22 protein-coding genes and 1 riboswitch are annotated in these 22,129 nt (G+C 46.1%); of the genes, 3 read left to right on the top strand and 19 right to left on the bottom strand.

The window, feature by feature from the left end; genetic code table 11:
* Window positions 1-121 precede the first annotated feature (121 nt).
* Window positions 122-1,192 carry a glycosyltransferase gene (locus tag MKY19_RS25100; protein WP_339798429.1) on the top strand — a complete coding sequence of 357 codons (1,071 nt, stop codon included), beginning with the start codon at window positions 122-124 and terminating at the stop codon, window positions 1,190-1,192.
* 66 nt (window positions 1,193-1,258) lie between these two features.
* Here the strand turns inward: MKY19_RS25100 and MKY19_RS25105 are convergent, their stop codons facing one another.
* The 11 genes from MKY19_RS25105 to MKY19_RS25155 form a co-directional block, all read right to left on the bottom strand.
* Window positions 1,259-2,299, bottom strand: a complete 1,041-nt coding sequence (locus MKY19_RS25105; protein WP_339798431.1) for a glycosyltransferase family 4 protein — start codon at window positions 2,297-2,299, stop codon at window positions 1,259-1,261.
* Window positions 2,296-3,018: a glycosyltransferase gene (locus tag MKY19_RS25110; RefSeq protein ID WP_339798433.1), complete on the bottom strand. Its 723-nt coding sequence runs from the start codon at window positions 3,016-3,018 to the stop codon at window positions 2,296-2,298. The genes MKY19_RS25105 and MKY19_RS25110 overlap by 4 nt, the downstream gene beginning before the upstream one ends.
* A gap of 31 nt (window positions 3,019-3,049) precedes the next feature.
* The gene (locus MKY19_RS25115) at window positions 3,050-3,625 is read right to left on the bottom strand and encodes a class I SAM-dependent methyltransferase (RefSeq protein WP_339798435.1); all 576 of its coding nucleotides are present in this window, start codon (window positions 3,623-3,625) and stop codon (window positions 3,050-3,052) included.
* A 7-nt stretch (window positions 3,626-3,632) separates the two neighbouring features.
* The gene (locus MKY19_RS25120; protein ID WP_339798437.1) at window positions 3,633-4,349 is read right to left on the bottom strand and encodes a glycosyltransferase; all 717 of its coding nucleotides are present in this window, start codon (window positions 4,347-4,349) and stop codon (window positions 3,633-3,635) included.
* On the bottom strand, window positions 4,346-5,329 hold the full coding sequence (locus MKY19_RS25125; protein WP_339798439.1) for an NAD-dependent epimerase/dehydratase family protein: 984 nt from the start codon (window positions 5,327-5,329) through the stop codon (window positions 4,346-4,348). Before MKY19_RS25125 ends, MKY19_RS25120 begins: the two co-directional genes overlap by 4 nt.
* On the bottom strand, window positions 5,326-6,165 hold the full coding sequence (locus tag MKY19_RS25130) for an SDR family oxidoreductase (protein WP_339266961.1): 840 nt from the start codon (window positions 6,163-6,165) through the stop codon (window positions 5,326-5,328). The genes MKY19_RS25125 and MKY19_RS25130 overlap by 4 nt, the downstream gene beginning before the upstream one ends.
* Entirely contained in the window at window positions 6,162-7,148 is a 987-nt protein-coding gene (locus MKY19_RS25135) for a polysaccharide biosynthesis protein (protein WP_076285977.1), read from the bottom strand. The genes MKY19_RS25130 and MKY19_RS25135 overlap by 4 nt, the downstream gene beginning before the upstream one ends.
* Window positions 7,138-8,232 (bottom strand): UDP-N-acetylglucosamine 2-epimerase (non-hydrolyzing), encoded by a 1,095-nt coding sequence (wecB, locus tag MKY19_RS25140; RefSeq protein WP_339266963.1) that lies wholly within the window; start codon window positions 8,230-8,232, stop codon window positions 7,138-7,140. The genes MKY19_RS25135 and wecB overlap by 11 nt, the downstream gene beginning before the upstream one ends.
* A gap of 280 nt (window positions 8,233-8,512) precedes the next feature.
* Window positions 8,513-9,976: a glycosyltransferase family 4 protein gene (locus tag MKY19_RS25145; RefSeq protein ID WP_339243388.1), complete on the bottom strand. Its 1,464-nt coding sequence runs from the start codon at window positions 9,974-9,976 to the stop codon at window positions 8,513-8,515.
* A gap of 446 nt (window positions 9,977-10,422) precedes the next feature.
* Window positions 10,423-11,538, bottom strand: coding sequence for a glycosyltransferase (locus tag MKY19_RS25150; RefSeq protein ID WP_042194464.1), 1,116 nt, complete (start codon window positions 11,536-11,538; stop codon window positions 10,423-10,425).
* A gap of 51 nt (window positions 11,539-11,589) precedes the next feature.
* On the bottom strand, window positions 11,590-12,684 hold the full coding sequence (locus MKY19_RS25155) for a DUF3880 domain-containing protein (protein WP_076285974.1): 1,095 nt from the start codon (window positions 12,682-12,684) through the stop codon (window positions 11,590-11,592).
* Window positions 12,685-13,120: 436 nt separating this feature from the next.
* Between MKY19_RS25155 and MKY19_RS25160 the strand changes: the two genes are divergently transcribed.
* Window positions 13,121-13,882, top strand: a complete 762-nt coding sequence (locus tag MKY19_RS25160; RefSeq protein ID WP_339798442.1) for an AAA family ATPase — start codon at window positions 13,121-13,123, stop codon at window positions 13,880-13,882.
* Window positions 13,883-14,029: 147 nt separating this feature from the next.
* On the opposite strand, the gene MKY19_RS25165 is transcribed toward MKY19_RS25160, so the two are convergent.
* The 3 genes from MKY19_RS25165 to MKY19_RS25175 all read right to left on the bottom strand — a co-directional run bounded on the left by MKY19_RS25165 (window position 14,030) and on the right by MKY19_RS25175 (window position 18,880).
* A complete protein-coding gene (locus tag MKY19_RS25165) occupies window positions 14,030-15,445 on the bottom strand; it encodes a hypothetical protein (protein WP_149644976.1) in 1,416 nt (471 codons plus the stop codon).
* An 8-nt stretch (window positions 15,446-15,453) separates the two neighbouring features.
* Window positions 15,454-17,346 (bottom strand): LTA synthase family protein, encoded by a 1,893-nt coding sequence (locus MKY19_RS25170; RefSeq protein ID WP_339798443.1) that lies wholly within the window; start codon window positions 17,344-17,346, stop codon window positions 15,454-15,456.
* Window positions 17,347-17,542: 196 nt separating this feature from the next.
* Complete coding sequence (locus tag MKY19_RS25175; RefSeq protein ID WP_339798445.1) at window positions 17,543-18,880, bottom strand: 5'-deoxyadenosine deaminase; 1,338 nt, start codon at window positions 18,878-18,880, stop codon at window positions 17,543-17,545.
* A gap of 67 nt (window positions 18,881-18,947) precedes the next feature.
* Window positions 18,948-19,046, bottom strand: a riboswitch (purine riboswitch).
* Between the two features lie 259 nt (window positions 19,047-19,305).
* Between MKY19_RS25175 and MKY19_RS25180 the strand changes: the two genes are divergently transcribed.
* The gene (locus MKY19_RS25180; protein ID WP_339266975.1) at window positions 19,306-19,785 is read left to right on the top strand and encodes a DL-endopeptidase inhibitor IseA family protein; all 480 of its coding nucleotides are present in this window, start codon (window positions 19,306-19,308) and stop codon (window positions 19,783-19,785) included.
* 61 nt (window positions 19,786-19,846) lie between these two features.
* On the opposite strand, the gene MKY19_RS25185 is transcribed toward MKY19_RS25180, so the two are convergent.
* The 5 genes from MKY19_RS25185 to MKY19_RS25205 all read right to left on the bottom strand — a co-directional run bounded on the left by MKY19_RS25185 (window position 19,847) and on the right by MKY19_RS25205 (window position 21,957).
* Window positions 19,847-20,374 carry a GNAT family N-acetyltransferase gene (locus MKY19_RS25185; RefSeq protein WP_339266977.1) on the bottom strand — a complete coding sequence of 176 codons (528 nt, stop codon included), beginning with the start codon at window positions 20,372-20,374 and terminating at the stop codon, window positions 19,847-19,849.
* Window positions 20,375-20,580: 206 nt separating this feature from the next.
* The gene (locus MKY19_RS25190) at window positions 20,581-20,997 is read right to left on the bottom strand and encodes a hypothetical protein (RefSeq protein WP_076285968.1); all 417 of its coding nucleotides are present in this window, start codon (window positions 20,995-20,997) and stop codon (window positions 20,581-20,583) included.
* Between the two features lie 4 nt (window positions 20,998-21,001).
* The gene (locus MKY19_RS25195) at window positions 21,002-21,304 is read right to left on the bottom strand and encodes a hypothetical protein (protein ID WP_042130853.1); all 303 of its coding nucleotides are present in this window, start codon (window positions 21,302-21,304) and stop codon (window positions 21,002-21,004) included.
* Window positions 21,301-21,648, bottom strand: a complete 348-nt coding sequence (locus MKY19_RS25200) for a restriction endonuclease subunit S (protein ID WP_305953492.1) — start codon at window positions 21,646-21,648, stop codon at window positions 21,301-21,303. The genes MKY19_RS25195 and MKY19_RS25200 overlap by 4 nt, the downstream gene beginning before the upstream one ends.
* 21 nt (window positions 21,649-21,669) lie before the next feature.
* Entirely contained in the window at window positions 21,670-21,957 is a 288-nt protein-coding gene (locus MKY19_RS25205; protein ID WP_042191504.1) for a hypothetical protein, read from the bottom strand.
* Window positions 21,958-22,129: the final 172 nt, after the last annotated feature.

Consider the following 22,129-nt stretch of genomic DNA (forward strand, 5'->3'; position numbering starts at 1 on the left):
GAAAGGATTTGGAACTATGTCTGTTTACCGTCACCTGCGAATGCACATCGGCGTATCTTATAAACAGTAAGCCGTATTTCAACTAGTCGGTATTGCTCCGCAAAAGTCAGGAGGCACGTGCATGAAAGTTTTATTCACGTTTTATATACCGAGTGGCGGGGTGGAGACATTAAATAAACTGCGGTGCGAGAGTCTCCAGCGTAATGGGATCGAATGTCATGTTTTATATCTAATGCCTGGTTCAGGAAGCCAGAATAAGGCTAACTTTCCGGTCTTCATTTCCTCTATAGATGAGGAGATCAAAGAAGTACTTGAGACGCATAACTATGATGCCATTATTGTTACATCCGATTATTTATTGCTTAAGCGTCTGCGTGAGCTCGGTTATGGCGGTATTTTGATATACGAATCTCAAGGTCTTGGAAAACGGAGTCATGCGGAAGATCTAATCAAAGACGCTATTCCTTATTTCCGCTCCTACTGTAACGCTGTCCTAATCCCACCAACGGATCATTTACTGGAGCTGTTTATTGAAATCTGTCCATGGCTGCATCGGTATGTCATTTCCAATATTGTTGATGTTCAGTCCTTTCAGCACATCCCTGCTGAGCCTCCGGCTAATCCGGTCATTGCTTGGGTCGGACGTCTGGAAAGCAACAAAAATTGGCGGGAATATTTGAGAATCGCCCATCAAATTCGCCTTCACAAACCAAACCTTCATTTATGGATGTTTCATGATCCTGAATTAGCCACAGAGGATCAAAAGCAGCTCTTCCAAGAAGAATTGCAGACCTTAGGTCTGAACGACCGTCTGAGCACCTTTACCAATATTCCAAATCATGTGATGCCGATTTATTATTCCTCCATAGCCAATTCTGGAGGGTTTCTGTTATCCACCTCGGTTACAGAGGGATTTGGATATGCTGTTGCCGAAGCCATTTGCTGCACTTGTCCCGTGCTTAGCACGGATTCCGACGGCGTTAGATCTTTTATTGTGCATAATATTTCCGGTAAATTTTATCCTCTTGGCAACATACAAATGGCCGTCAATGAAGGGCTAGAGCTAATGAACAATATGCCAATGCGAAATGCACTCCGCCAGCAAGGAAGAAATTATATGGTTTCACGTTACGGTACGGAAAAATATGCGCAGTCTTTTCGTGAGATGATGAACTCCTTTGCCATCTTCTAACTGCAAAAGAACCTTCAAACCACTTTTTTTGTGGATTTGAAGGTTCTTTGATAATTTTGGGACATACTAAGATGGATCTCTTGATACAATCTCAAATAACATATTTTGAAATATTCTTGTACTTTTTTCCCAAGTGAAATCCTGTGAAACCTCTTCCCCCTTACGAGCCAATCGTTGGCGTAAAGACGGGTCTCTGATTAAGGTTATAATGTCATCTGCAAGCCGATTCTGAAATCGGTAGGACATTAAACAGTTATGACCATGTGTACAATATTCCTTATTCCCACCGGCGTAAACCGTAACCAGCGCTGCACCACAACGCATAGCCTCGATCCCTGGTAACGAACCCGTATCATACGTACTCGAACTTACAAAAATGTCGCTCTCACTATAGTGGAAACAAAGTTCTGTATCATTCGCTGGAGTTCTTATTTGGTAACGTTCGTCGTTCACTAGGGCTTGTAGCGTTGCAGATTCCGCTTGTTCTCCGGGAGGAGAAATTAAATATATTTCAACCTCTGGATGGTGGGCTTTAACCTTGTTTAATTGCTGAAGTAAATAATCCTGCTCACGGTGAGCTGAGAATCCGCCCTCTGGTTTGCGCATAATCGCGGAAATTACCAGCCTTTTATTACGATCACGGATTTTCGTATTTTTAAAAACAGGACCTACCCCGATCGGTACGATTCTCCCTTTAATCCCATGGTTCATCTGGACAACTCCCTGTTGCCAGTGTGATAGAACCAGTAGGTTGGATGCAATATTATACGATGAAAAAGAACGGCTATTGTCAGGTAAAAAGGTAGGCTCATAACAAAGCGCCAATCGAACATGAATGCCTTTCCCCTCTTCACTTGCCCGCTGTGAGACCTCGACTGTGGTATAGAAGTTGGATATAATCACATCTCCTGCAGGAAAATCGCTTGCTGCCAGTTCTCCTTCTTTTGCATAGATCAGTTTACATTTCATCTCGTATTCTACGACACCATCACTGGGTAAGAGGATCGTCACTTCATGACCCATTTCTGTCAGACGATTAGCCAGCTCCGTGAGCATACGCTGCGCCCCGCCCCTAGTTAGAGTTAGAACAGGAAATATTAATTTCATTTCCCTCTCTCCTTTTGCAACAAGCGTGATAGAACCCGGCGATGTCTTGCTTGTACCTGCACAATCTCCTTTTTCTGCTCCTCTTTGTGAATCACTGAGCCCATTTCGTTATGAACTCGGTAATCAAGCAGCGGTTCCTCTATATAAGACCATGTATAATACGGCAAAATACGCAGCCATAGATCATAATCTTGTGTATACAACAATTTCTCATTAAATTTCCCTACTGTGCGGAAGATATCCATATGGAGAAGAACCGTACTTCCATTCACCGGACAGCCTAACATCATGGTCTCAATAAACTGTGCCCTGCTGTCAAAAATCATACTTATCGTCTCTGAAATCCGCCCACCCTGCTCGTTTACATAATAATAGGCTGTATAATTAAACAAAGTATCTGTGTTCTTGAGCATTTGCATCTGGCGATTGATTTTATTCGGATGAAATAAATCGTCAGCACTTAGCCAGGCAAAATAAGTTCCGGTAGCCACTCCTATACCTTTGTTTAGCGCGGAGGCGGTTCCTCCATTGCTTTTTCGTATATAAATAATCTTATCCTTGAAGGGCTCAAGCTTCTCCATCCAAAGAGTAGATCCATCATCGATTACAATGATCTCTATGTTCGAATAACTTTGTTCCAAGACGCTTTGGATGGCGAGATCCACATATGGACAGTTATAAAAAGGAATGATCACCGACACTTTAGGTTCTTCACTCATGCGCTCACCTCCTTCACCTGAAGCTCGCTCTTTATACTGTTTTGCAAGCCAATAAGGCATCTACCGGGGCATGGCCTTCACCATACGCCTCAAGAAACGATGGATTTTGAGCATGATGAAAGCCTTTAAGTACAGTTACAGCATATCCCAGCTCCATAAAGTCCTCCGGCTCCCATCCGCTCCGATGCTTTTGATAATGTTCTCCTTGCAAGTGATAATGGTCCGTTCCCTCCTGCGGAAAAAAACCCCGAGGTGTAAACACGACTACACGATTATAGGCGATTCTCTCGGCCATCCCGAGTAATCTCTGTCCTTCCTTCCTTTCAAAGTGTTCTATGGAATCGATAAAAGTGACTGCCGAGAACGTCTTAGGAAGAAATAATTTATCCATATGACTAGCATCACCATGCACTGGAATAATGTGAGGTGATTTATATTCACGATGCAGTAGGTAAGGTCTGTGAATTTCTAGTCCTAGGACAACTGCGGCTTCATACTGTTCAAGCAGGGTACCGGTGCCACTGCCGATATCCAGTATACTTTCACAGAATTTCAACTGCTCCAATAAGATTGGTAGAAAGTCATTCACTTCAATTTCCCGGCACATAACCTTCTTACCCCCCCATCGAAGAGATCAAGTGTTGGAGCGGACCCTTGTAGCGAGCGTTGGTTGCAGCTGCCTCTGCCATAATGACATCGTAATACTTAAGCGTCCCCATCCCTTCATGATTACGGTAAGCGGTGAGTGACTGATTCAGCATCACAGGTGCATACCCGTTCAGAATCGCGCGGTACCATAAATCATAGTCATGTGTATAGGGAAGTGATTCATCAAAAAGCCCAATCGCTCCAAATACCTCTCGTTTGAACATCACCGTGCAGCCATTAATAGGGTTCCCCTGTAAAAAACAACGTAAATAATCGAGGTGACTAGGAAACAATAACGATGCGTTCATCTGAACTAGTTGAGATTGACCGTTAATAAAATTGAAGTTGGTATAAGAGATGAACAGGTTGTTCTGCTCCATGAACAGCACCTGATTATTGATTTTGTCTCGGTAGAATAAGTCATCTGAGCTGAGCCAAGCCACATAGTCTCCGCTTGCATGCAAAATGCCGTGATTCAGTGCGGAGGCAGTCCCTCCGTTACTTTTTCCCAAATAATGAATTCGTGGAAAATACGGTCTAATCAGATCTGTGTGAACGGTCGAGCCGTCATCGACGACGATGATCTCGTATGGCTCCCAAGACTGTGAAAGCGCACTTTGCAAGGCATGTTCTATATAAGGGCAGTTATAAAAAGGAATCACTACCGATACTTTCGGTCTCATAACATCCGTCCTTCCCAGTTCACGCGGCAATAGTCCAAAATATCTGTTAAGGACTGACTAAACTCAATTCCCGGCTTCCAGCCCAGTGAAGATACATTGTCTTCAGGTGTTGCAAAGGCATCTAAAGTTATTAGTTTATCCCCCGCCACTCCGTTAACCGGAATAGAGAGAGCAGCTTGTGCTGGTCCCCAGTCCATCGAAATTGAAGCACTGGAGCGGCTTATCAGTTGCTCCGCAATATCCCCAAGTTGCCGTTGTGTCCCTGAGTCGATTTGATAAATGGTTCCATTAGTACCTTCGCGCAATATAAAGTCATAAGCTCTTACAGCATCGCGTACATCCAAAAAATCACGTAATGCATAGCGAGATGATAGTTTAAAGGGAGGGATTTCTTCGCCTACATGTACTTCACTACGAACAATATGCTGTGCCAATAAAGAGCAGAAACCAGTAGAAGGACCGGGACCGATTAGGTTGCAGGGCTCAGCCAGCAGAACGGGCTGTTTAAACAGCGTCCCCCAAGCCAGAGACACCAGTTCTTCTATTGTTTTGCTTAGGCTATATGGGTGTGGGGGTCCTGCCACCACACCCGGTTTGAATTTAAGTCGCGAGCCTACTACAAGAATTCGACTGGTAGGTAGACTTCGCATGGCTTCTAGCAAATATAACGTTGCCATCACATTCGTCTCCATAAAGAGCAAAGGGTTACGCCAAGACTCGGGCACCGAGTTGTTTCCTGCCAAATGAAGGACAGCCTCCGGTGCAGTTTCCTTGATCATCTCAGCTACAGCCTTCCGATTGCTTAAATCACAGTAATAAACCTTCACTCCTTCTGGAAACAAAGCGGAAGGAAGGGCACCCGCTGTGGATGGCGGACGCACCACAGCGGTAACCTCAGCGCCTCCTGCCAAGAACAAATGAACAGCATGTCGACCGGTGAATCCGGCAGCCCCGGTAATCAGTAGTTTTTGACCTTTCATGGGGACATCTCTGACTGTTTCATCCAGTCAGCCAGTTCTTGCAGCATCAATGGGTACGAAGGCAACGGCAAATCAACATCCGTTCTTGTATTCACTAATGTTCGATCTTGAACATGTTCATCCTCAGGGATGATTTCCACATCCTCTTTATGAAAAGCAGCCTGAATATGCTGAAGCAGCTCATACTTACTTACCGGCTTCGGATGTGCTAAATGGATCAGCCCCGATACCGTGGAATCCAGCAGCGTATCCATTGCCTTAGCTAATTGGAGTGTAGTGACTCCGTTCCACATCACCCGGCGGTATCCTGACACTTGACCACGCTGTGCCAGAAACCAATCCATCAAACCAATGCCGTCTGGGCGGATTTCCGGACCAATAATCGAAGTCCGGATCGTAAGATGCCCAGGTTGCCGCACCTCGCCAAGACTTTTCGAAATCGCATAGGCAGAGGTTCCATCAGGAACATCCTCTTCTGTGTACCCCCCGCGTGTTCCTTCAAACACGCAGTCGGTACTGATATGAATAAGTCTTGCATGAACAGCTTCCGCCATCCGCCACAAGTGGTGAGGAAGAAAGCCATTCACGTGGTAAGCCCCTATTTTGTCACGTTCTGCGAATTGATTGAGTACCCCCATCGCGTTAATGATGCAATGAGGGGAGACGATATCGACCAGCTTCTCTACTCCGGCTATATCGTTCGCATCTACATACAGCCCGCCAAGATCGCTCTTATCCCGGGTTGTATGGAAGACGTGATGCTTGCCCTGGCGGCGGAAATAATCCGCCAGCATATGCCCCGCCATACCGTTTCCACCAAGGATAAGCAGCTTCATTGCAGGAAACCTCCTCGAATCAAGATGCTTTTGATCTCTTCCTGATCCATTAGATTCGTCTCGGAGCTGAAACTATTAAAAGAGACATGAGGATAAGCGCTATAATGTGCCTTTAACTCTGGCATGTTCAGCGTAGGGAGAATCACTAGATACTGTTCATCGTAGACAACGGTTGTTAAGCTTTCGAAATCACTCATTAGAATCTCGTGTATTTTCTCCCCCGGACGAATTCCGGTCTCGATAATACTTACATTCGGCTCTCCAGAGGCCTCGATTAACACCTCAGCCAGGTCGATAATCCGGCAAGTAGGCATCGTCATGACAAAGATTTCTCCACCTAAGCTAACCTCAGAAGCTTTAAATAACAACGTAATCGCATCGCGTAGTGTGAAAAAGAAGCGGGTCATTTTCATATCGGTAATACGTACCTGTCCCTTGTCCTTGATCTGCTTCATGAACAAATGTACGACGCTGCCGTTCGTTCCGAGCACATTACCTCCACGTACGGTTACAAAACGGGTGTTTGAGCCAATTAGATTGGCATAGACGAACAATTTTTCCCCAATCGCTTTGGTCATTCCATAGAAGTTCGACGGGTTTGCAGCCTTATCCGTTGAGATGTAAATGGCCTTCTCGACGCCATTCACAATGGCTGCTTCGATTACATTCTGAGTGCCAACAACATTGGTTTTGAGCGCTTCATACGGCTGATCCTCACAGACCGGAACATGTTTGAGCGCCGCCAAATGGAAGATATAATCAACGCCACGGCACGCGGCGACCAGCGCATCCTTGTCACGGATATCGCCAATGATAAAGCTGAGTCGTTGATCCTCGAACTCCCGGCTCATCGCCACCTGAGCGGACTCACTGCGGGAGAATACGATGATTTCCTTAGGATTTTGCGGCAGAAGTTGCCTAATCAGCTCATGCCCCCAGGAACCGGTGCCGCCTGTGACCACAATCCGTTTATTATTGAACATGCAGGTTCCCTCCAAGCAAAAATTTAACTACCTTTACCGAAACATCCGGAGTCAAGTAACCTTCCGGAGCCTCCCAATCGGGGCGGAGCGCCGCCATCAGCTTGACGCTACGTAGAATACTTTTCTGGTCAACACCTGACACCACGTTACTTCCGCAATCTACCGTTTCGGGACGCTCTGTTGTTCTGCGAATCGTAACGGTTGGTACTTTCATCAAGCAGCATTCCTCCTGTACGGTCCCACTGTCGGTGATGGCACACAAGGCGTGCTGTTCCAAATAAACAAAATCAAAAAATCCGAAGGGCTCATGAAATTCAACGAGAGGGTTCATTGGAAGAGAAAATTGCTCAGTTAGTTTGGAGCGAGTGCGAGGATGAATGCTGCATATTAAACGAATTCCAAAATGCTCAGCCACTGCGTTAAGACCTGACATAATTTGTACAAGGGACTCTGAATCATCTACATTCTCTGCACGATGTGCTGTTACAAGGAAATACTGCCCTGAGGTAAGATTCAGCTGCTCCAGAATGCTGCTAGCCTGGATTTTCGATTCAAAATGAGTCATGACCTCATGAATCGGATTTCCTGTTAACACAATACGTCTGCTTGGGAAGCCTTCGCTGATTAGGTGTCTTTTGCTCTGTTGTGTATATGGCATATTAATGGTCGAAACGGCATCTATGACACGGCGGTTTTTCTCTTCGGGCACTTTTAGGTCATAGCAACGGTTGCCTGCCTCCATATGCACCACCGGAATACCCATTCGTTCGGCCAAAATCGCGCATAACGCGCTATTCGTATCCCCCAGAAGCAAGACACGGTCTGGCTGTTCTTTCTGTAAAATGCTCTCTAGCCCTCCGAACATGGCGGCAAGCTGGCCGCCGAGTCCTGCTTGCTTATCCTGCAGCACATAATCCGGCGCCCGCAGTCCCAGCTCTGCAAAGAAAATGCCGCTGAGACTGGCGGTGAAGTTCTGGCCGGTATGCACCAGGATGTGCCGCTCAGCATGTTCGTCGAGAAGCGGAATGATAACACTGAGGCGGATGATTTCAGGCCTCGTGCCTAAAATCGTCATGATCTTCATGAGTTCACTCCCCTGCCTGTTTGATGATGGTCTGACTTGGCTCAGTCGGGTGGACTGAGACTGCTAGAAGCGCGGGTTGGGCTTTTAGCAGGATTGGTAGAATAGCAGATTGAGACAATCTGGGGGATTTATACCGCTCTTTTGGCGGTTCCGGCTGGAATCGCGACAATCTGCGGGATTTATACCCCTCTTTTGGCACGTTTAGCCGAATTCGCGGCAATCTGGAGCATAAATGCCCCTCTTTCCGCTCAGCTTGCCACCTTCGCGGCAAGCGAGGCACTTACGCAGCGCGCCTCCGCCCACCCCGGCGGGCTCGGCGGCGCTTGCCCCCGGCGGTGCTCCGCCGCCGGGCAGAACCCTTACGCCGCTTGCGAGCAGCGCGGCGTAAAACCAACGGGCGCCCGCTTCGCCGGCGCGCCCGGGCTTTGCCGCGTCGCTTGCGGGCGACGCGGCTCGGCAGGCCCTTGCTTCGCGGCAAAGCCGGCGACGCAGCGGGCAATTCAGGCAGGACAGCGGGTGGTTCCACCACGCTGTCAGCCTCGCGCACCGGCGGTGCGCTGCAATAGCGGAGGCTCCACATCTCCGCAAGACCCTGTAGGCGGCTCCGATAAGCCGCCGGACCATAAACGGCGTCGACTCGCTCCCGCGCTTGGGCGCCTATGGTTATCGCCAGTCCCGGCTGCGCCAGCATAACGTTGACTCTTTCGGCCAGCGCGGAAATGTCCGACGCGGGCACGAGATTTTCGCCGCAGCCTGCTGAGTGCAGGATTTCCCGCAAGCCCCCGGAGTCGTAAGCGACCACAGGCTTTCCAAAAGCCATTCCTTCCAAAGCGGTCATTCCAAAGCCTTCGCGGATCAGGCTGGGAACAACCAGCACATCCATAGCGCAATAAGCAGATGGAAGGCATTCAGCATAACCAACAAATTTAAATCGGGTATACAGACCCTCGAGCTTTACCTTGCGGACACACCGATCATAGTAGCTTTTGTCACCAGCTGAACCTATGACAACAAATTTCGCACTAGGATGGACCGCGTACACAAGCACAGCCATTTTCACAAAATGTTCCAATCCTTTTTCCTTATTAATAAAGGAAGAAATATAACCAACCAGCTGCTCCTGCGGTTTAATCTTTAGCTCTCGCCGTCGTTCGCCCCGAAGCTTGCTCCAAGCCTCAATCATCATCTCTTTGTCATTCCAAGAAGGGGGAAGCTGAATCACTTTCTCCGCTCTTACTTCCTCTGGAAAGCAAGCTGCTGCCGTTTGTGAAATAGCCAGAATCTCATCACTATTCCGATGAATCAGTTCTACACTAATGGGTGTATATTCATTGTCTGTTATCGTCTCTGATATTTTCCATACCACCGGAATGCCCAGTGACTTGGCAGCCATTGCTGGCAAAGCATGGACACAGGTACTTGTAATAATAAACGCCGGGCGCAGAGAGGTCAGCCAGTCTGTTAACTCGTGGTACTCCCTGCTTTCCTGGAATTTACGAGCATCTGCCTCGAGCCCTGCATAAGGAGTGTACATTCCATATAAAAGAGGAATCGAGAGCAACTGTACACTTATTCCGAAGCTTCGAGCCTGAGCAGTCAGCTTGCCGTCCTGTGGTGCAACGAGAATACAATTAAAGTACGGAGAAAGCTCCTGAGCGAAAAACAACAACAGCTTCTCCGCTCCGGTAATACTGCGTGTATTAGATACATGTGAAAAGAGGACGATTGTAGCTTTATCAGCCATGGCGTTTCGGCGCTCCCTAACGAGGGCCTGGAGCAGCCATTCACCTCCCTAAAAGTTTTACGAAGCGTTGCTCAAGTTTCTTACTTCGCAGTAAAACTCGCTTCGAAAGCATCCGCTTTGTTTTACGAAGCGTTGCTCAAGTTTCTTACTCCGTAGTAAAACTCGCTTCGGAAGCATCCGCTTAGTTTTACGAAGCGTTGCTCAAGTTTCTTACTTCGCAATAAAACTCGCTTCGGAAGCATTCGCTTAGCCCGAGCCTCGCCCTCTCAGCCCATAACCCACCTTTGCCTCCGTTCAGCTATACAAGCCGCTCCATCAGCTTCTTTTCATCAGGTTACAGGCATACGCTGAGGTCCGGTTCTACAGTATATCGAGGAAAAACAGATGCCGGCACGACACCTGTCCCCTGCTAAGCGCACATTTCCATATCCAGTTTGGGCCAAAGTCTAGCCGTAGATTACTGTTAGCATCTGGTGAATACGTTTTGCGTAAGTGTGATCCTTGAGCGTCCGTTCAAAAGCACGCAGCGCGATTGCCCGGCGTTCCTCCTCATGGGTTAAGTAATAACGGATCTTATCCATCATTTCCTGAGGACTCGCAAAGGTCACAATTTCTTCATCCGGTTTGTAGAAAGATCCCATATCATCTCTAGCATCTACTAATTGCAACGTGCCCGTTGCTGCAATTTCAAAGGTACGTGGATTAGGAGAAACGGCAGGAATCGAAAGCGTATTGTTATTAACCACTTCATCAATGTGCGAGCGGTGGAGGTTAATGACGATTTTGGAGCCGCTGTAAGCTACTGACGTCTCTTGTGGGGACATCCATTTGCCAATTTCAATACGGTCACCGTAGAGCGGAGCCTCAGGCAGACGATCCCACCAGATTCCGTTAATCACTGTGTTATAGTTCATTAAATCAGGAAGAATCTCACGGAAGAAGTTCACCCGGTTCCAATAGGCGGAGCCAATAAAGCTAACTTCCCGATTCACTGACGAACGTGTTGTAGTAGGACGGTAATGCTCCAGGTGAGCAGCAAAAGGAAGATAATGGACCTCAGGGCAACCAAGTCCCCGATAGAAATCAATACAATTACGTTCAAGTGTGAATACAAAATCGTAGTGAGCCACAATCTTGACCGTAAAGTCAGTGTAATAAGGATCATCAGTAAGCCAAATAGCTGTCCGAATGCCACTAGTGCGTAGAGCATCGATCTGCTCAAGAGGTAAATCCATACCGTCTAGCACCAATACCAGATCCGGTCTTTGCGCTGCAGCCAGCTCTACTAGATTTTGACGCACATCCGTAATTGTGACTTGAGCTGTTAATTTTTGTAGTGCGCAAAGAACCGCATCATCTAAAGGAGAGTAAGGGTAGCCTTTGCCAGAAGCGACATACATGACATGAATATTCCGCACAGGAAATACTTCTTCAGATCGACCATTCAGGATCGCAAGGCGCCCCCGTAAATAGCCCTCATCATACCCCCCCTTAAAACCACTCAGACGACCACGCAGCTTTTCTTCCTCCGGAGGTGTAAGAGGTAATGGGGGGGTAGGCATAATAAATTCATTATTGTTCATAATCCTCGCTCCTTTATCCCGTTATAGATTTCATACACGTGAAGCAATTACATTCAGCAAATGAGGCAAACGCGCAGTGAATGTATGGTTTCGCATGGTAGTCCGTAATCCCCGTAAAGCATAGATTCGCCGCTCTTTTTCATGCTTCAAATAGTACTCAATCTTCTGCTGCAGTTCCTTAGCCGAGCCAAAAGTATCCAGATCATAACCAGGCCGATAATAATTTCCCAAATCCTCACGAACATCCGTAAGCTGCATAGTACCGCAGGCGCTGATCTCATAGGTACGCGGATTAATGGAGCGTGAAGGAAGGCGGTAGCTATTCCGGTTATCCTGACCCTCTTCCCACGGGCGGTGAATATTAATGACTATTTTTGCGCCACTGTAGTAGTTGGCTGTCTCCTCAGGTGGGATAAAGCCATTGCTGATAAAAGGTGTAAGTTGATCATAGGTTGCGAGGCGTTCCCAGAACCCCCCAGCGATAAGCACTTTTTTCCCCTTAAGATAAGGTGCCAGTTCGTCGAACAGCTCTGTCCGATTACGAAATGCATTACCAATAAATACAATGTCATACTGATATTGCGGGCCGGTACGCCGTGGGTAGAACATCTTTGGATTGACGCATAGTGGCAAATAATGAACCGATGACACCCCAAGGGATTGATAAAACTCTACGCAACCCAGCTCATGTGTAAATACGTGATCATAATGCTTGCAAATGACTGAAGTGTCCTCTGTAAAATAAGGATCATCTACAAACCAAATGGCGGTTGGGATGCCTAGCTTTCTTATCTCCGAAATCTGTTCTAAATGATTTTCCGGGAATACATGAAGCCCATTCATCACTAGCACTGCCCCAGGCATTTCCCGTGCCGCAGTTTCCAGCATCGTTTCAGGAGTACTTATTACAAGCTCACTTACAAGCTGCTGCAGCGCCTCCGTTACGCCAGTGTCGATCGCCTGAAATCCTTGAGGAACATACATTAACTTAAATGGTCGGCAAGCTTCGACCCCTGGAGTATTCAGACGCTGCACAGCCTCACACATGCCAAGACGATATCCTTCGTGATAACCGTCGCGATATTCTCGCGGATGCTTGTGTTTTTTTCTCTTTCTCGCTTTCACGGCCTTCACCCTGCCCCGTCGTATTCTCAAGACAGTATAACTATATGCGGAGTCAGCACTCGCCTCATGGACATCTGTCTTTACTAGAACTAAATTGGCAGATGTCCCCTGTCTTTTGCCCGGCTTGCCCGAACCTTAGAAGATTTCATCCACTTACAGGATGCTGGTATACTATAAGAGGTTGTTCAAAAAGTCCGCTTTTGATCACGAAGTAGCCCAAGAAGCTTACTCGACATCGAGTATTGAATTCAGGCGAAACTTCCGGTGCTCACGTAGCTTCCACTACGCTCCGCTCCTCAGTTTCTACCTTCTTTCAATCTTCTCGGTGCTGAAAACCGTACTTTTAGAACACACACTATAAAGGTCTAGCTCGAGACTTACATCTCGTCATATCTGAGCGGAAATGATTATTTATGGCATTCACAAGGGGGACACTATGAATAACACCACGTTGTACTTGCGCCATGCAGAACTGCTTCGTGATCAGGTTCCATCATTCCAAGCCTATCCATTTCATCTGCCAGCCGTAAGAACACTGGATCGGCTTATTTTTCAAAAGCCAGTAACCTTTCTTGTCGGGGAGAATGGCACAGGGAAATCTACATTGCTAGAGGGAATTGCTGCTGCGTGGGGCTTTAACCCTGAAGGTGGAACACTTAACTTCTCTTTTAACACTCGTTCCTCACATTCGAGTCTCTATGAGTATTTTAGAATTGCTAGAGGGGTTAGACGTCCGAAGGACGGCTTTTTTCTACGCGCGGAGAGCTATTATAATGTGGCTTCCTACATTGATGAATTAGATGAACAGCCTAGTTTTGGTCCACCAATCAAGAACTCCTATGGAGGCAAGTCTCTGCACGAGCAGTCTCACGGAGAGTCTTTTTTCGCAGCGTTCGTTCATCGTTTCGGAGGACGTGGTCTTTATATTCTCGATGAACCGGAAGCCGCTCTATCTCCTCTACGGCAAATGTCTCTGCTGGTGCGTATGCATGAGCTAGTGCAACAGGATTCACAGTTTATTATCGCGACCCATTCTCCCATTCTAATGTCCTATCCGGGAGCTGAGATTTTTCTTCTAGAAGGTGAGGGCATAAGGTCTGTCGCCTTGGAGGAAACAGAGCACTACACCGTGACCAAAGCATTTATGAATGACCGCCAGGGTATGCTGCATGAGCTATTAGAGGATGAACAAGCATAAACACCTTCGACGTCCCTATAAGGATGGTAAGCATTCAAGCGAGAAGTATAAGGATAATTTACAACATGGAACATATAAATTCTTATATTTTAATAAAAACAGCAAGTCTCCATAATCGGAAACTTGCTGTTTGATTTGTTCCATAAATTAACGTCTTACAATTCCCACTACCTTGTGTACAACCCATCCGAACATGACTACAACCATCATATCGAAGCACACATTAAACAAGAATAAATGCTTACCGATGTCAGCCCTTCCGTCCCCAAGAATCGGAACCAGGAAGGAGAAAATCCCTATCAGTCCTAATAACATCAGCAGTTCACCAGCAACTCTTCCCCGAACATCCCGACTACGGAAATATTGGAACACCGCCCCGGCAAAATACACCAGATAGAATATAGTGAGAAATCCGAGCGTATGGGGAATATGCTTGTTCTTGAATTCGCTCCACCCGCTGTAAGTGTACGATAATGCACCTGCTGGCTTATTTTCACTCTTCTCATAGTTCCCTAGATAATAAGGACGAATCGCCATACTGTTACTAGCAGCATATTCCATATTATCTATTAACCGTCCTGGATGTTTTAAGTAGAAGAACAATACATCCTTATGGGATACCCGGTCGTAGAAATCCGGTACCAGCGAAGGATCATCCTGTTTGATCACTGTATCGGTCTGAAAATAATTCGTGCCCGCAAGTACCTCCAACCGCTCCGGCAATCCGAGATCCTGCAAATCTCCCTTCACATCTGGTGATTCGTTTAATATCCCAAAAAACACAGTCTGATACAGGTTAATATGCTTCAGCTCTTTTGGCGCCGTCACGTACATAACGATGGATACCAGAAATATCGCAATCGAAAAGCGTAAGGCCAGCTTTCTCCATTTTCGCTCACCATCAAGCGTCATAAACCGCAGGAAGATCAATGCAAAGGCAATCCCAATCGGCGCATTCTGAATTTTGGAGGTGACCAGAAACAGTATCGCAATAAAAAATAAGGTTAACCCCTTAGTCGTAGGCTTTTCTTGGCTAGTGAGTCTTAACCCCAGTGCAAAGGTCAACAGCATAAACACCATCGATACCGGTTCTCCAAACAAGGAGTTAAAGTATGCCAAATACCCAATATCATAGAATACAAACAAAATAGCTGCACCTAGCAGCAGCCCCGTAACATAAGAGCCGCGAGCATTGTACTTCACCAGCAGCCAGGTCGCCACCAGTAAAAGAAGACCGTAAACTGCACCGAGCAATCTAACATCAAAAAAACTGCCATGAATGAGCCCGCCGATCAACCTCGGTACAAGCACAATCAAAATCTGTGAAGAAGGATAGAAGCCCCTAAACAAATTCTCATACGCAAAACGAGAATGGCTAAAATTAAAAAACTGGTCGGTATACGATGCTGCAGTATCATAGTAGTTCAGACCGATGGTATTCATCATACGCAGGAAATCTCCATTATCAGCAACCCCAATAAAAGGTCCTACGAATAGCAGATAAATAATGAGACCGCAGCCGGCAAGGCTTACGAGATACTCCGGTTTCCAGAACTTTTTCATGATTCCCCCTATCTCTGTGGTAACAGCTTCACATATTCGTCGGACAAATTCATTAGCTTCAATACATACTCATAATCGCTCTGATATTTCGAGAAGTCCGTTACCGGCTTGAGCGTATCCAGCGACACAGCTTCACCATCTGCAAATCCTTTTCCAGGGACATAGAGAATGTCATCATTAAAGAAGGAGCCGGAAGGCAAATAATACCTCATCCCTAACACATTACGATCAATGTTGAGCAGGTCATGACCAAAGGCTGTATAACCTTCTTGTTGTAGTGAAACACCCATTAAATTAGCTATCGTAGGAAGGATATCTAGTTGTCCTCCCGTACGCTCTACTACCTTCCCTTGCTCCATTCCCGGCACACGCACAATGAGTGGAATATTAAAGCGACTGATCCGGGAATCATATGGAACACCAAGTGCACTTTCCACTTGCTCTGGCGGAACGTCCTGAGGCTGCAGACCAAAGTGGTCGCCATACATGACCAGAACAGTGTTATCCCACAATCCATTTTCTTTCAAACCTTCTATTAAAGTACCTATGGCATAATCAGTATAGTTTATAGCAGTTAAATAATCACCAAGCATCGTATCCTTCAAATTATCAGGCACAGTGATTTTCTTAAAGGAATCTGGGATTTTGAAAGGATGATGACTGGATGCTGTCACCATCTGTGCGTAGAAGGGAGTTCCCTTCTTCTTCAGCTCTGTCAATTTCTCGACACCCGTAATATACAGTTGTTCATCGGAAGCACCAAACGCATTAAAATGATCATTCGTAAAATAATCTTTGTCATAATAACCATTAAACCCAAGCGCCGGATATAGCTCATTCCGATTCCAAAACCCTACTTTATTCACATGGAAGGTGTATGCCTCATACCCTTTATCTCTTAGCAGTCGTGGTAAGCTTGGCAATTCTCTGTCCCCGAATCCGGTAGACATGGCCAAAGTACCAATCGGATAAATAGACGTATTGCTCATGAATTCAGCGTCAGATGTATTCCCTGGACCAATCTGCTGGTAAACATGAGGAAAATAAAAGCCCTCATCCGCTAACTTATTCATGACTGGCGTCAATTCTTGACCATCCAAGGATTGATGTAGTGGGAAATTCTGAAAAGCTTCTAATTGTAGCACAATTACATTTTTACCCTTTTGTGAGCCAAAATAACCAGGAGTCGTACCCGCCGGCTTGTCACTATAAGGATAGGAAGATTGCAGGGCGTCAACCTTCGCAATCGTATCCTTAATATCACCCGTTCCAATGAGATTGTTATCTTCATTAATCTTAATCGCAGCAACGACTTCATAATTTAGAAATCCGGCAGTTTCCGCCTGTACAAGCTCATTTGTAATCCCCCGTGCAGAGTGGACAGAATATGCCGATAAAGAAAAGCCTCCAATAATGGATACCAGAATCACCACCACATGCACGAATCCTGTCTTCCGGGAACTAAAGCGTTCACGCGGGTAGGTCTTTCCTTGTTTCCATCTGCGAATCAAACCATAGATAGTGAAGATGACAAAATCCACGAAGAATAAGTAATCAATACTCTTTATGGTAGATTCTACGCTTGCCTTCACTTGAAATACCTGATTGATTTCAGATAAGGCCAGGTAGGTTGGAACAGAACCAAAGTGATTAAAATATACAGCGGCTGCGAACAGCAACAGCGATAAAAAGCCGTTAAATATCCAATAGACGGTTGTTCTCACCCTAGATGGCGTAATCACCGTTAAAATCCCCATAATAAAAAGGACTGGCGCTACATCCGCTGCAATCCATTCCCAAGCAATTCTATCAAAGAACAACACTCTCAGAAACAACAGCTTTAACCATAACAATATAACAACGATAAAAAAATGGGCGCGATCCGGCCCTTGCTTTTTCACTTTTAATCCCCTCTTACATGTTCATTTGTTCGAAATATCAAATCTATTCTAGTAATTTGTAAAATATCAGGTTGTTCTAGTATAACAATACTTACTTTTTTTATCAAAATGGTAGAATTATCTTCCATCAAAAAAGAGATGCCCCGCTGCCCTTCCGGCTTTGGAACATCCCTGTTAACTATAGATTGGTCATTCTTCAGACGATCGAAGTATGCTTAAGCAATCTTTTAATAGAACGGTTAGCTTCATTCAGAACAATCTCTTTATCTACAGTCTTCAGCAGACCACTTTCCATCACGATCTCTCCGTCGATAATCGTGGTTTCCACATCCGCCCGGGTAGCTGAATATACAATTCTAGAGATGGGATCTACGTCATAGGAGGGGAAGGTATGGAAATTGAAGAGATTCAGGAGCACTAGGTCTGCTTTTTTACCCACCTCGATACTACCGATCTTATCTTCCATCCCTACCGCTTTTGCCCCACCTATAGTTGCCATACGAAATACACTGCGGGCATCCATCGTCGTAGGTCCATGTTGAGGCTTCTGAATAATTGCTGCGAGCCGCATTTCATTAAACATATCCAGATTGTTATTGCACGGTGCACCGTCAGCACCCAGACTTAGTGACACATGATCATGGAGCATCCCCGGTGTATCAGCAATTCCGGAGGCTAGTTTCAGATTTGAGCCAGGGCAATGACTTACATGAACTCCACGATCCCGCAATATGCGCCGCTCCTCAACATCCAGCCATACACAATGCGCCAGTATTAAGCGCTCATTAGCTAATCCTAGATGGTCCAAGTAGACGATGTTACGCATCCCGGTCATCGCCTGTACAATCTCAATCTCCCCTAAATTCTCAGAAGCATGGGTGTGCACCTTCACATCATACCTTGCGGAGAGATCTCGTACCTCGGTTAACAAGGGTTCGGTGCAGGATATTACAAAACGCGGAGAGAACGCATATTGAATCCGTCCATTGCCATAGCCATTCCATTTTTCAAGCAAATCCACACTTTCCTGTAAAGAAGAAGCGGTATCCTCCTGCAGTGCTTCAGGCACATCTCCTCCTTTTTGATCCATCATCACCTTACCGGACAAAGCACGTATTCCACTTTTAGCAATGGCCTGAAAAGCATAGTCCGTATGGTGAACAGTCTCCATATCAACAATCGTAGTGGTTCCGCTGGAAATCAGTTCTCCAATACCGAGCATCGCCGAATAATAAAGGGATTCCTCATCATGCGCTGCCTCTAACGGCCAAATCCGTTTACGCAGCCAGTCCATAAGCTCCAGATCATCTCCCTTCCCACGGAATAACGTCTGGCATAAATGAATATGCGTCTGAACAAAACCGGGAATTAACGTACGGTTCGTGGCATCGATGACCTTTTCGTCTCCCTGCGGGATCAGACCAGTGCCTATTTCTACAATGAGATCGTCATTAATTCGAACATCCCCGACAATAATTTCCTCCTGTTTGTTCATTGTAATGATCTCAGCATTTTTGATCAGAATGTTCCCCATTGTCCTTATCCCCCTCATTGTTCATTCGTTTGCCGTTTCACGGTGTAACACAAAAAGACCACAAAAATATGCCGTAGCATATTTTCGTAGCCAGAAATTTACGGTTTCCGGTAGAGACCCTTAAACCAATTATTAAGGATATACGAAAAGAGAAGCTATTCTATTCCAAATTTGAATAAATCAATCATAAGACAAAGACAGGTTTAATGTCAACAAAAGTTATTTAAACTAACACGCATTTCTTAATTAGATCTGTCCACAATTAAAAATAATGATTATCTATACAAACATGTAATAAAACTTAACTTTAATTATAATTTCCCACACTTCTTATCAATGTTTCTTAAGTTCCGCTTTTTATACTCGTCCTATCACCCGAACCGATAGCTTCGCTTTTAATAAAGTAATAGCGAGGAGGAGATCAAATGCCAACAATTTCTCAAACCCCAAATGAGTTGCAAGCATTCATCGCCGCTGCTGAAAAAGTATGGTTCGAGGTTTACGATTCTGCCGATTCTCGCAGAGTGATCCACGTTGATGGCGCCGATTATTATCGTCTGCCGGTTAGATTCAGTACCAGAGCTAAGGTCATTTCGTATTTTAGAAAGTATTGGGGCATTACAATGAGCAACACCATGTTCTGTAATTTAAAAACCGTTTCTAGAAACAACAGGCTTTATGTAATATCGGGAGATACAGGAACCATTGCTTTTATCCCAAGAAGACTCACCGTTACGGGTCGCACATCAACAAGAATACGCCTTACAGCAGTTCTGTCCATTGATGATATGAGCGATGAAGATATCGTTAACGTTCGTTACCTGATCGGTGTATCCGGTAGAAGGCTTCTTATCCTTAACCGGGATCAAAAAAATACCGATACTCGATACCAGACATGCCGTTAAGGGAATAAAGAAAAAAGGTCCAGAGGTTAACCCTCTGAACCTTTTTTTATGTTGAAGATTCCTAACTACGTTCCGGTTTCAACACCTTCTCGAATACTGGAAAGTTCGCCGTGCGGTTCGGAAAACCCACTTCACCTCTATGGTCATAACCAAGGCGAGGATAGATTTCCAATGCTCTAGTATTCTTCGCATAAGTATCCAGCCGAATACTTGTGTAACCATTACGCGCTGCGTAATCCTCCGCGAAAGCAATTAGCCTAGTCGCAATCCCTTTTCCCTGAATATGTGGATGAACTGCTAAACGATGCATAATCAGATGTGGCCCTTGATTTTGCTTCCACTCGATCTTCTTATATTCCTCAGAAGCATTCTCATCCAGTACAAGAATACCCGCGATAGCTTTATCTTCTTCACATACATATAAGGTACCCTGTGCGATATCCAGTTCGATAATCTCTTTATTCGGATAGCTCTCATCCCACTGGTCGCTTCCAGCGGCCTGCATAACTTGTACACATTTTGAGATCAATTCCATGATCTCTTCGATCTCATTCTGTCTAGCTTTTCTGATCCCATTTCCTACTTGCATCCTGCTATCCCCTCTTTCTTATCGACATCTGAAAACCTCTGAATAGATTCTCGTTTTAGAAGTCTATCATATTCGGAGACAAATTCCGATAGTAGGATGATTCCAGAGAGGATGCAGTCCCTCTAAGCTGAGGGACACGAAAGATCAGAATAACGCGTCACAGATTAGATCTCCGGGTCCCTTCCTCTTAACTTACCTGCCGCTGCTCAATTAAACTCCAGCTTATGCCCGTCCTCGAAACCCTTGGCGAAACCGGCGTCGAACCCCACGTTGTATGCTTCGGTGTAGCCCTGCTGAAAGGCGTCTGCCGGTGGCGTTTCCGGCGAAACGCCAAGGTCCGGGGGGAGCGGAATGACCTGCGGGGCAGGTGGAGCCTCGATAACCGGCACTACATGAACTGGTGCTTGTATAACCCTCACCTTTCGAACAAGCTTGCGGCGGAGTCTTCTTTTCTTTCGTACCAAAAGCCCCTTCTTCGTCTTTCCATAACGAACGACTTTCCGAGAAAGTCCTCTGCGGGGTTTGCGGGCTAGACCTCTACGCACTTTCGTTTTCCGCGAGAGCAGTAGTGTGCGTCTGCGGGTTCTGCCTGAACGTAATGTTCTAAGGCTCTTTTTCTTCATGCTTCTATTCCTCCTGTGCTCCATGATCTCTGGAGGTTCCTACGGCGTATGCCTTGCTCAGCCATGGCGCAGCAGGAATTCCCCGTTTCGGTTGATGTAGTGAAATCCCGGACATCATCCGGCACATCGCGCTCTGATACCCACTTAAGATTCTGATATTGTCGCTCAATTTGCGGGCCGTCAGCTCAGATTGCCCCGTCAATTCGGCGATGCTCTCCAAGATGGCCGCCAAAGCAGCCTGACTGCGCGAAATGGAGCGGATCATCTCCAGCTTGACGGCATGTTCAGAGAGACGGTCCCCGCTCATTTGCTGTCTTCTCCAAAACTGAATCCATCACCTGACATGTCTCCAAAACCTTCCCCGCCACCATCATCTTCACCACTGCCCAGCACTGCTTTTAAATTGCTGTAGAGTCCATTCTCCAGTTTAGTCAGCCCTTCGACCATTTCCACGATAACTTCGTGAATGGAGAGGGATTCCTTCAGCTGCTCTTCATGAGATTCGAAAGCTCTAGCGTGGATATGATGTTGTGCCCACTGTTTTACCTTTTCAGCTTCAACCGCCTTAGCTTCCAGAATCATTGCAATGTTCCACTGGATAGTGGCGGTCGACTCCAGCATTTGCAGATAAGCCTTTTCTCTGCTCATCATCCGCCTCCTGCTCCTATAGCGTTACTCTTCTTCTTGGCCGTTCAATTCCTTAATTACTCTGCCTACCCCTTCAGCCATCGCTTCTTCCAGATCTGCAAGTGCATTCAAGTAAGCAATAATATTCTTGTTTACTTGAGTTGAGCTTTCGATCATCCCGCTGATACCGTCAAAACCGGGATCTGCATCTGGCAGATCGTGGACAATTTGCGACATACGGACAGCCACGTGGCGCTCGGCATCTAGTATCCGCGCCATCTGTTCGTGCGTATGGGCCATGTGCTGCAGGACTTTTGTTATTTTATTCTGCACCTTCATGTCTCCTTTGCTCAAACGCCCTGCTACAGCATATGCGGCAGAAGCCGGGACGGTGCCGAGGATATAAAGGCAAGTTACGTCTCTAAACAAGCGGATTGGCGGACTCAGGATACTTTAGAAAATTGCAACAGGACGTGTAAATGGAAAATAAAAGGCCAACAGCCCG

The sequence above is a fragment of the Paenibacillus sp. FSL R5-0744 genome, assembly GCF_037972555.1.
GTDB lineage: Bacteria > Bacillota > Bacilli > Paenibacillales > Paenibacillaceae > Paenibacillus_AQ.

Excerpts from the sequence above, each read along its gene's own strand:
- MKY19_RS25110 (WP_339798433.1), bottom strand. The coding sequence starts at position 3,018 with ATGAGTGAAGAACCTAAAGTGTCGGTGATCATTCCTTTTTATAACTGT.
- MKY19_RS25135 (WP_076285977.1), bottom strand. The coding sequence starts at position 7,148 with ATGTTCAATAATAAACGGATTGTGGTCACAGGCGGCACCGGTTCCTGG.
- MKY19_RS25180 (WP_339266975.1), top strand. The coding sequence starts at position 19,306 with ATGCCAACAATTTCTCAAACCCCAAATGAGTTGCAAGCATTCATCGCC.
- MKY19_RS25145 (WP_339243388.1), bottom strand. The coding sequence starts at position 9,976 with ATGGCTGATAAAGCTACAATCGTCCTCTTTTCACATGTATCTAATACA.
- MKY19_RS25200 (WP_305953492.1), bottom strand. The coding sequence starts at position 21,648 with ATGATGAGCAGAGAAAAGGCTTATCTGCAAATGCTGGAGTCGACCGCC.
- MKY19_RS25125 (WP_339798439.1), bottom strand. The coding sequence starts at position 5,329 with ATGAAAGGTCAAAAACTACTGATTACCGGGGCTGCCGGATTCACCGGT.
- MKY19_RS25100 (WP_339798429.1), top strand. The coding sequence starts at position 122 with ATGAAAGTTTTATTCACGTTTTATATACCGAGTGGCGGGGTGGAGACA.
- MKY19_RS25165 (WP_149644976.1), bottom strand. The coding sequence starts at position 15,445 with ATGAAAAAGTTCTGGAAACCGGAGTATCTCGTAAGCCTTGCCGGCTGC.
- MKY19_RS25115 (WP_339798435.1), bottom strand. The coding sequence starts at position 3,625 with ATGTGCCGGGAAATTGAAGTGAATGACTTTCTACCAATCTTATTGGAG.
- MKY19_RS25150 (WP_042194464.1), bottom strand. The coding sequence starts at position 11,538 with ATGCCTACCCCCCCATTACCTCTTACACCTCCGGAGGAAGAAAAGCTG.
- MKY19_RS25190 (WP_076285968.1), bottom strand. The coding sequence starts at position 20,997 with ATGAAGAAAAAGAGCCTTAGAACATTACGTTCAGGCAGAACCCGCAGA.
- MKY19_RS25195 (WP_042130853.1), bottom strand. The coding sequence starts at position 21,304 with ATGAGCGGGGACCGTCTCTCTGAACATGCCGTCAAGCTGGAGATGATC.
- MKY19_RS25130 (WP_339266961.1), bottom strand. The coding sequence starts at position 6,165 with ATGAAGCTGCTTATCCTTGGTGGAAACGGTATGGCGGGGCATATGCTG.
- wecB (WP_339266963.1), bottom strand. The coding sequence starts at position 8,232 with ATGAAGATCATGACGATTTTAGGCACGAGGCCTGAAATCATCCGCCTC.
- MKY19_RS25160 (WP_339798442.1), top strand. The coding sequence starts at position 13,121 with ATGAATAACACCACGTTGTACTTGCGCCATGCAGAACTGCTTCGTGAT.
- MKY19_RS25185 (WP_339266977.1), bottom strand. The coding sequence starts at position 20,374 with ATGCAAGTAGGAAATGGGATCAGAAAAGCTAGACAGAATGAGATCGAA.
- MKY19_RS25105 (WP_339798431.1), bottom strand. The coding sequence starts at position 2,299 with ATGAAATTAATATTTCCTGTTCTAACTCTAACTAGGGGCGGGGCGCAG.
- MKY19_RS25175 (WP_339798445.1), bottom strand. The coding sequence starts at position 18,880 with ATGGGGAACATTCTGATCAAAAATGCTGAGATCATTACAATGAACAAA.
- MKY19_RS25120 (WP_339798437.1), bottom strand. The coding sequence starts at position 4,349 with ATGAGACCGAAAGTATCGGTAGTGATTCCTTTTTATAACTGCCCTTAT.